The 8475-nt window shown below is 60.2% G+C and carries 4 protein-coding genes and 3 pseudogenes; all 7 read left to right on the plus strand.

Features of this window, described 5'->3' with window-relative positions; all coding sequences use genetic code 11:
- Positions 1 to 35: 35 nt before the first annotated feature.
- Positions 36 to 920 carry a glycerophosphodiester phosphodiesterase family protein gene (locus ASG03_RS13150; RefSeq protein ID WP_062693907.1) on the plus strand — a complete coding sequence of 295 codons (885 nt, stop codon included), beginning with the start codon at positions 36 to 38 and terminating at the stop codon, positions 918 to 920.
- A complete protein-coding gene (locus tag ASG03_RS13155) occupies positions 917 to 1696 on the plus strand; it encodes an inositol monophosphatase family protein (RefSeq protein ID WP_062693908.1) in 780 nt (259 codons plus the stop codon). Before ASG03_RS13150 ends, ASG03_RS13155 begins: the two co-directional genes overlap by 4 nt.
- A 241-nt stretch (positions 1697 to 1937) precedes the next feature.
- A pseudogene (locus tag ASG03_RS21685) lies at positions 1938 to 2149 on the plus strand (IS21 family transposase); the annotation flags it as partial.
- On the plus strand, positions 2110 to 2715 hold the full coding sequence (locus ASG03_RS22140; protein ID WP_274533659.1) for an ATP-binding protein: 606 nt from the start codon (positions 2110 to 2112) through the stop codon (positions 2713 to 2715). The pseudogene ASG03_RS21685 and the gene ASG03_RS22140, both read left to right, overlap by 40 nt.
- 716 nt (positions 2716 to 3431) lie before the next feature.
- A pseudogene (locus ASG03_RS13170) lies at positions 3432 to 5147 on the plus strand (methyl-accepting chemotaxis protein).
- A gap of 113 nt (positions 5148 to 5260) precedes the next feature.
- Positions 5261 to 7600, plus strand: coding sequence for a methyl-accepting chemotaxis protein (locus ASG03_RS13175; protein ID WP_062693912.1), 2340 nt, complete (start codon positions 5261 to 5263; stop codon positions 7598 to 7600).
- Between the two features lie 164 nt (positions 7601 to 7764).
- Positions 7765 to 8415, plus strand: a pseudogene (locus ASG03_RS21080) (IS3 family transposase); the annotation flags it as partial.
- Between the last annotated feature and the right edge of the window lie 60 nt (positions 8416 to 8475).

Below are 8475 nucleotides of genomic sequence, written 5' to 3' on the forward strand. Positions count from 1 at the left end.
CCGCACACTCCAACAACAGCCGAAAGCAAGACCGAATGCCCGTTTCTCAGAACCACCTCGCTGCCCTGCCGTCCGCCACGCCCGACATCATCGCGATGGCCTCGCGCGACAATCCTCGTATCCTCACCATCGCCCATCGCGGCTTTTGGAAGAACACGGCGGAGAATTCGATCGCCTCCATCGAGGCCGCGATCACGGCGGGCGTCGAGATGGTCGAGATCGATACGCAGGCAACTGCCGATGGGCACCTCGTCGTCATCCACGACGAAACGCTCGACCGCACGACGACCGGCAACGGCGTTGTCGCAGACCTGCCCTTCGACACCGTCCGGCAGGCCCGCCTGAAGGCCGGCGCCGGCGGCCCGGCTGCCGCCATCACACATGAGACAGTGCCGACGCTGGAGGAGGTGCTCGAGGCCGCCCGAGGCCGCATTGCGGTCAATATCGACACCAAATACGAGCGCGATCTGCCCGCCGTCATGGACACCGTCCTGCGGCTCGGGATAGAGGCGCAGGTTCTCGTCAAGACCGCCATCGACGTGGATGCAACGACGTTTCCGCTTTTGAAGACCCATTGGTTCGGCCGCATCCCGCATATGCCGATGTTCCGCGTCCGCAAGGACCGGTTTGCCGAGGATCTTCGCCGCATCGCAGCCCTTCGGCCGCCGATGATCGAGGTAAAATTCGACGATATCGATGACATCGCCGCCGCGCAGGACGAACTTGTGCGGCAGAACATTCGCGTCTGGATCAACACGCTCGATGTCTCCCATTGCCTCGACTACAGCGACAGCCACGCGCTTCACGACCCGCACGGTGTCTGGAGCCGGCTAAGACAGGCGGGCGTCGGCGCGATCCAGACAGACGAGGTCGAGGCATTCCGTGCCTGGGCCGCGCAAAGCAAGGGAGATCCCGCATGACACCGCTGCAGGACCGTCTGGACAAGGCAACCGTCATCGTCGAGGAGGCCATGCATCAGGCCCTGGCCTTCTTTTCCGCGCGTGACGCGATCGCCACGCGGGAAAAGGGTTTTCAGGACTTCGTCTCGGAGGCCGACACCAGCATCGAGACGCTGATCCGAACGCGTCTCGATACGGCTTTTCCCGGCGAGAGGATCGTCGGCGAAGAACTCGGCGGCGATGGTGGTGAGACCTACTGGATCATCGACCCGATCGACGGCACATCGAACTTCCTGCGCGGGTCACCGCTCTGGGGGATCTCGCTCGGCCACGTTACCAAGGGCCGGCCGGATCTCGGCGTGGTCGCTCTTCCGGTCTTCGGCGAGGTCTATAGCGCCGCCGACGGCACCGGCCTCAAACGCAATGGCGCGGCCCTTGCCCGCGTCGCGCCGATGGGCGATGTCCGCGTTGTCTCGCTCGGCGATAGCGCCCGGGACGATATCGCCGAGATCGGTGCGCTGCACACCGGTCTTCGCCAAGCCGGCTGGGTGGTCGAGGCGCTGCACACCACCTCGGTGTCACTGGTCTTTGCCGCACGCGGCATCTTCGACGGGCACCTCCAGAAGATGACCACCATGTGGGACATCGCCGGCGGCGCCGTTCTCGCGCGCGAAGCTGGCCTCGACGTCCGGATCGGCAGGCGTTCCGATATCGACGTGCCCTGGATCGCCGCAGGCACGCCACAACTCCTTACTACCACAGCTCAACTCTGGCCAGAGGTCGGCGACGCCATCTGACCGCCCGGCATCCGCCTTCAACCCATTCTCCGCATCGATGCGGACCACGGTGCAGGCCTGATCATACAGCGTTCTGTACCGCGCCTGAGAGAGAGGAAATAACATCTCTCGCCACGGTCGTTGCGAAGAGATGGCCGCCGGCACGCAAACCGGTACTTCGTTCAGCGCCAGAAACCGCGCTTGCCGTCGGTTGCGGCCGGGAGAGAACTCTCGCGCATGCTCTATAGGTGGGCCTCGTTGACGCTCTCAGCGATCCGGGCATGTCAAGGTCAACGAGCATATGCCCAAATCCCACCGGCGTTATGCCGACACAACGCCAGCATCGCTTTTGACCCAGGCGGCAAGGATCGGGGTGAACGCCGCCATGTTGGTCGAGCGGATGATGCGCGATCGCCTCATCCCAAACAAGGATATTGCTCGGCCCTCGCATTCTGTCCCCTTGGCCGCCATTACGAGGGAGCAAACGCCTGACCAACCGGCTTGCAGCGTCAAAGCTCCGCTTTCCCGACGCCTGTATCGAGAACATCGACTTTGCTGCTCATCGCGGTCTCGACCGCCGCAACACGATGTCGCTTGCGCGAGGGGCGTGGTTAAAGGCACATGAGAACATGATCATCACGGGCCAGGCCGGAACGAGTAAAACTTGGCTTGCCTGCGCCTTCGGTCGCCAAGCTGCCCGGCTGGATCATTCCATCGTTTACCTGCGTATGCCGCGTGCGTTCGAAGGCCTCGGCCTTGCCAGGCTCGGTGGCCGCTTTCCGCGCCTGGTCGACAAGCTCGCCCGGATCCAGTTGCGGATCCTCGACGACTTGGGAACCCACACGCTCCATAGATCAACAACGCCTCGAAGAGTGGTCAGAAAAAATTCGCCGCGTGCGATTGTTCTCGAAAAGCAGGAGGCGAATTCGTCGCATATCTTTACTTCAAGAAGAGAATGGAAAATCTGTCGTGCCTTTATTTACAATTTGACCAGCAGTCAGTTTAGTGTTGAGCTGCGGCAACTATGTTTGTTTCGCTAAAGCTTGGGCATCGGCAGTTGGCGCCACAAGTCTTGAGTTTTGTTGCAAGACGGGACATCAGCGAATCCACGCTTGACCTCCTCATTCTTGGATAGGGCTTGGCAGCACTCTGGGCCGTGCTCTTGCTGGTCAGCCCGTAGCATGGATAAGCTCTGAGAAGACACTGCGTCTGTTTCTCGTATCCGTGATTTGTAGCTTGTCGCTGGCGGCGCTGGCTTTCAATGTCTGGGTCGGCGGCGTGGTGTCGGTTGTCTTCGGTGCTGCGATTGGTGGCAGGGACGTTGCCATATCCTAGCAAGGAGTCTGGCCTGATATGGCCGGCAGTCCGCTTAGGATCGAGGAAAATCTCGACCAGGCGTTCGAGGCCGACGGCATGGTCGGCGTGAATCCGTAGGTAATCGCCAGGAGACGGTGACCGAAGTGCTTGCGGAAAGTCACGTCTACAGGGCGCGCGAACCGATGCCGTGCCTCGCTAATCCCCAACATATATTCGGCGGGGAGAGCTGACAGCTTTTGAGATCCAGGATTCGCCGGAGCCTGCAGGGCTAAGATCACCCGATACAGAATAGCTCGACCAACAGATTTGTAAGTAAGAACATACGTATCTTCGAAAGTTAAGCGAAAAGTAACTTTATGACACCTAATATCGGGTTCGCAGTTGAAACTTGGTCGTAACGTGCTGACGCAGAGCGTCACGCACACGCGGAGGGGTTGGAATGGGAATGGCCGCACTGATGAGTTCGAAGGAGACCAACAAGCTGCTGGCGCTCGAGGCGCTGCAGGCGAACGTCATGGTCGCCGATGCCAAGCTGAACATCACATACATGAACCCATCGGTTCTCGAGCTTCTTAAAGAAGCGGAAGACGACCTGCGGAAGGAGCTGCCCCGCTTCTCGGTCGGCACACTGATCGGCAGCAACATTGACGTGTTTCACAAGAATCCGGCACATTAGAGAGGCATGCTTGCGGCTCTCAAGAACCGCCACAACGCGACAATCCGCGTTGGCACGCGCGTCTTCGATCTTCTCGTGACGCCGCTCAAAAGCGGCAACAAGACAACAGGTTTCGTGGTTGAGTGGGCGGATGCCAAAGCGCGACTCCTGAATGTCGATTACGCAGCGCAGATTGCCGCAATCGGCCGTTCGCAGGCCATCATCGAATTCACGGTGGACGGACAGATCATCAGTGCCAACAAGAACTTCCTAGACGTCATGGGCTATGCGTCTGTCGACGAGCTCAAGGGCAAACATCACAGCATGTTCGTTACCCCGGAAACGGTAGCAAGCTCCGAATACAGGTCTTTCTGGAAGGATCTGTCAGAGGGAAGGTACCACGCTGCTGAATTCAAGCGGATCCGCAAGGACGGACGGGAGGTCGTCATCGCTGGTTCTTACAATCCCATTCTCGATATAAACGGGAAAGTGACGAAGGTCGTCAAATTCGCCACGGATGTCACGACGCGTGTGGAAACCATGAATGCGCTTGGAGACAGCCTCAAGCGCCTCTGCTCGGGCGACTTCGGCTCCCAGTTAAACGAACCCTTCGCACCGGAGTTCGAGTTCCTGCGCGCGGACCTCAACAGGTCTGTGGCGCAGTTGTGCGACACATTCCGCGAGATCTCACAGAGCGTCGATCTGATCGGAACCGGCACGCGGGAAATCAGTGAGGGAATATCGGACCTGTCGCGCAGAACGGAGGGGCAGGCGGCCAGCCTTGAGGAGACCGCGGCGGCTCTGGACGAGATCACGGCCAACGTTGGTTCCTCCGCGCAACGCGCGCAGGAAGCCCGCGAAGTGGCATCGCAGGCGAACATGAGCGCCGAGAGGTCTGGTGAGGTCGTATCTCATGCGGTTGATGCCATGAGCCGCATTGAACAGTCCTCCAACCAGATATCCTCGATCATCGGCGTCATCGACGAGATCGCCTTCCAGACCAATCTCCTTGCACTGAATGCAGGTGTAGAGGCAGCGCGGGCAGGGGAAGCAGGCCGTGGCTTTGCCGTCGTGGCACAGGAGGTGCGCGAACTCGCCCAACGATCCGCCAAAGCTGCCAAGGAAATCAAGGACCTCCTCCGCAACTCAGCCGTGGAAGTCGCCGGAGGTGTCAGACTTGTGCGTGACACGGGCACAGCTCTCAAGGGCATCAGCCAGCAGATCATCGAGATCAACGACCACGTGGTTGCCATCTCCACCGCGACCAAGGAGCAATCGACGGGACTGAACGAAGTCAACGGCGCGGTCAACAGCATGGACCAGTCCACACAGCAGAATGCGGCCATGGTGGAGGAGAGCAGTGCTGCGGCGGGGACGCTGGCGTCGGAAACCCTGAAGCTACGGAATATGATCGGTCAGTTCCAGCTTACGTCGTCCGGCGGTCATTCGGGGAACGCCTCTCGGAGGACTGGCTCTGGCTATCACCCAAGGGCAGCTTGATTGCTACGGGCCGTTTGAACGGCATCCTGACGGGCCAGGATGTCGTTCAAAGAGTCTTAACCGTTAGCCCCTATTTATGTAGCTCGTAGACATCAAAGCGGCGGAACAGAGACATGGCGGGCATGCGGGACGGCAACATCACAACGAAATCCGCACCCTCAGCCCCGCCGACGCCGAGATTTCTTCTAAAATCCGTCGCCTGCATTGCGCTTCTCGCGACTGCCGCCATAGCTGGCATCCTGCAGTTTTCGAGCGCGCAGTACACCAAGGCCGTGGAGGACACGCGCCGCGCGGAGCGCGACCAAACGCAGGTCTATACGGCGGATCTCGACAATGCGCTTGCCCAGATTTACCAGAACATCCGTACGCTGTCCTTTCTGCCCGACGTAAAGGGCATGGATCGCCATGCGACCAATCTGGGGGCCTCCTCGAAGGAAACCATCCAGCAGATCTACAACAATCTCTGGAGCAATGTGACGGTCTCCGAAATCTACTTCACGCCAGAAACCTTCAATCCCGAGGCGATTGATCCGGCAACCGGGGAGGCAGAGGTGCCAGCCCTTATGTACGACGAAATGATTACGGGAAACTCCGAGAAAGCCGGTACTTCCGAAACATCAGGCGCACCCGTGGTCGAGGAGCCGGAGGTCGAAGACGAAGAATATGCCCTCATCGCCCGGCAAATCGCCTACTTCCGTCAGAACTACGGGACCATTGCGACGTTTAAGGGGCTCGAGGTGCCAATCCTCTCGGGACCGTCCGTCAAGACCTGCGATAACAGCGACTTCAACACCACGAAGGTAGAGTATGATCGGGCGGGAATGGTCTTCTCCGTGCCCTATTACGACGCCGGTGGACGCTTCAAGGGAGTCGTCTCGGCTGTCGTGCGCCTGCGCGTTCTCGCTGGCTTCCTGCCGGCTGCCAACGCCTCGCTCGTCAATCTCACCCACGGCGTGACGATCAAAGCGTCCGATCCCGGACAGGTAAACGTATCTGCCGCTTGGGTGGATAAAGCCGAGCCGGACCCAGCGCTGATTTATTCCGAGGTAGTGAGCCTCAAGTTCCCCGATGCGCAAGGAACCTGGCATCTCTGGCGAGGTCTGTCGGACGCAGTGGTGCTGAAAGATACGGCCATCGCCTCGGTCTTTTCCCAGCGCATGCTCGCAATCGGCTTCGTGGCGACGCTTACGCTTGCAGCCCTCGCCCTCGTCATCTTGGCGTCGAAACGGTTTATCGTGCCGGCGCATGGGCTTACCGGCGCCATCATGGAGGTGGCGGCCGGCAATCTGACCGTGAGCGTGCCGCTCGCCGAACGGAAGGATCTTCTCGGACGAATCGCACGCGCGGTCATCGTCTTCAGAGACAATGCGCTGTCGCTGAAAGCGGCCGAGCGCGAGCGCAGGGCCTTGGCGGAAAAGGAGATCACCGAGCGCAGCGAACGCCAGCGCGAGGAAGCCGAACGGGCGAACGACGTCCTCGTCGTCGTCGAGCAGCTCGGCGCGGGGCTGAACCGGCTGGCGGATTGCAACATCCGCATGACGATCGACGAACCTTTCATCGACATGTTCGAACAGATCCGCAAGGACTTCAACAATTCGCTCGCGTCCTTCCAGAGCGTCCTGGAGAAGGTGCTTTCAAGCACGGTCGAGATCGAGACAAGTAGCGCGGAAATGCGCGATGCGGCGTCCAGCATGTCGATGCGAACGGAACAACAGGCCGCCGCGATCACCCAGACCTCCTCGACCCTGGTCGAGATCAGCGCCGCCGTGACCGCAGCCGCGGGCAACGCCCAGCAGACCCGCGCCCTTGTCGGCGAGGCGCGCCATTGCACCACGTCCTCGACGGCGGTGGTCGAGAAGGCCATCTCTGCGATGGGCCGGATTGAGAAGGCGTCAAGCGAAATTGGCCAGATTATCGGCGTGATCGATGAAATCGCCTTCCAGACCAATCTGCTGGCGCTCAATGCCGGCGTGGAAGCAGCACGTGCCGGAGAGGCGGGCCGCGGGTTTGCCGTCGTTGCATCGGAAGTGCGGGAGCTTGCGCAACGCTCGGCCAAGGCCGCCAAGGAAATCAAGGTGCTCATCAACAAGTCTGCAGCGGAGGTCGACGAAGGTGTGAAGCTCGTCGCCGAGACGGGCACGTCGCTGACCCAGATCGATCGGTTCGTGACCTCGATCGACGCGAATGTCGAGAAGATCGCGACCGGCGCCGACCATCAGAAGCATGGGCTTGCGCAGGTCACCGCAGCGGTCAACGAGATCGACCAGATGACAAAGCAGAGTGCGGGAATGTCGGAAGAAGTCGCCGCCTTGAGCAGTTCCCTGGCCGATGAGGCCCACACCCTGAGCAGCCTTGTCCAGCGCTTCAAGCTCAACCGCCGTGCCAGGATCCGGGAACCGGGACAGACCGCTCCCGCTCAAGGCTTAGCGGTTGCGACCCGGCGGGTTGCCTGAGCCGGAGCAGAGCAATATCGTCTTCATGACAGGGGGGCCTGAACCCGCTGGGTGGGGGTAATAGCCGTCAGGTCTGAACCTCCCGGGCTCGATCCATTGGGCGGCGTCTTTTCTTAGAGCTGCCAACCACGGACCACGCTCATTGTGTGGACCTTCTCCACTGAAGACAGATGGACGTGGATCGTATGTCGATCCGCGCCCGCAGCGATATCAGCCTCAAGATTGAGGTACGTCGTGTCTTCGAGCAGAACTTCCGCGTCTATGGCGTTCGCAAGGTCTGGCGGCAGTTGAAGCGTGAAGCTTCGAAGTCGCCCGCTGCAGCGTCGCCAGGCTTATGAGGTCGATGAGCCTGCAAGGCGTCATTCGGGGCAAGCCGATCTGCACGACATTCTCGGACAAGACGGCTCAGAGCCCGCTTGACCGGGGGAACCGGCAGTTCAAAGCTCCAGCACCAAACAGGCTGTCGGTTTCGGATTTCACCTATGTCGCCATCTGGCAGGGCTTCGTATAGTGGCCACGCGACAAATGTGGCGCATTTGCGCGGATGTATCGACGTCGTTGCATCGTTGACTAGCGGGCGAGTGAGCCGGACAGCACATGCAAGTTTCGTCCTCGATGCCCTCGAGCAGGCACTTGATGATCGGCGTCCCGCGCATGGCGGCCGCCTCGTGCATCATTCGGATCGCGGTGTTCAATACGTGTCGATCAGGTATTCCGAACGCCTGGCAGAGGCAGGCATCGAGTCGTCCGTCGGACGTGTTGGCGACAGTTATGACAATGCTCTCGCTGAAAGGATGAACGGTCTTTACAAGGCCGCCTGGAGTTGTCACGTTATCGAGCGGTGAACGGATGACCCTTGTTGCCGTTGTGGATCA

The organism is Rhizobium sp. Leaf341, assembly GCF_001424325.1.
Lineage (GTDB): Bacteria > Pseudomonadota > Alphaproteobacteria > Rhizobiales > Rhizobiaceae > Ferranicluibacter.

Coding starts and splice junctions, on each gene's coding strand:
- ASG03_RS13150 (WP_062693907.1), top strand. CDS start 36: ATGCCCGTTTCTCAGAACCACCTCGCTGCCCTGCCGTCCGCCACGCCC.
- ASG03_RS13155 (WP_062693908.1), top strand. CDS start 917: ATGACACCGCTGCAGGACCGTCTGGACAAGGCAACCGTCATCGTCGAG.
- ASG03_RS13175 (WP_062693912.1), top strand. CDS start 5,261: ATGGCGGGCATGCGGGACGGCAACATCACAACGAAATCCGCACCCTCA.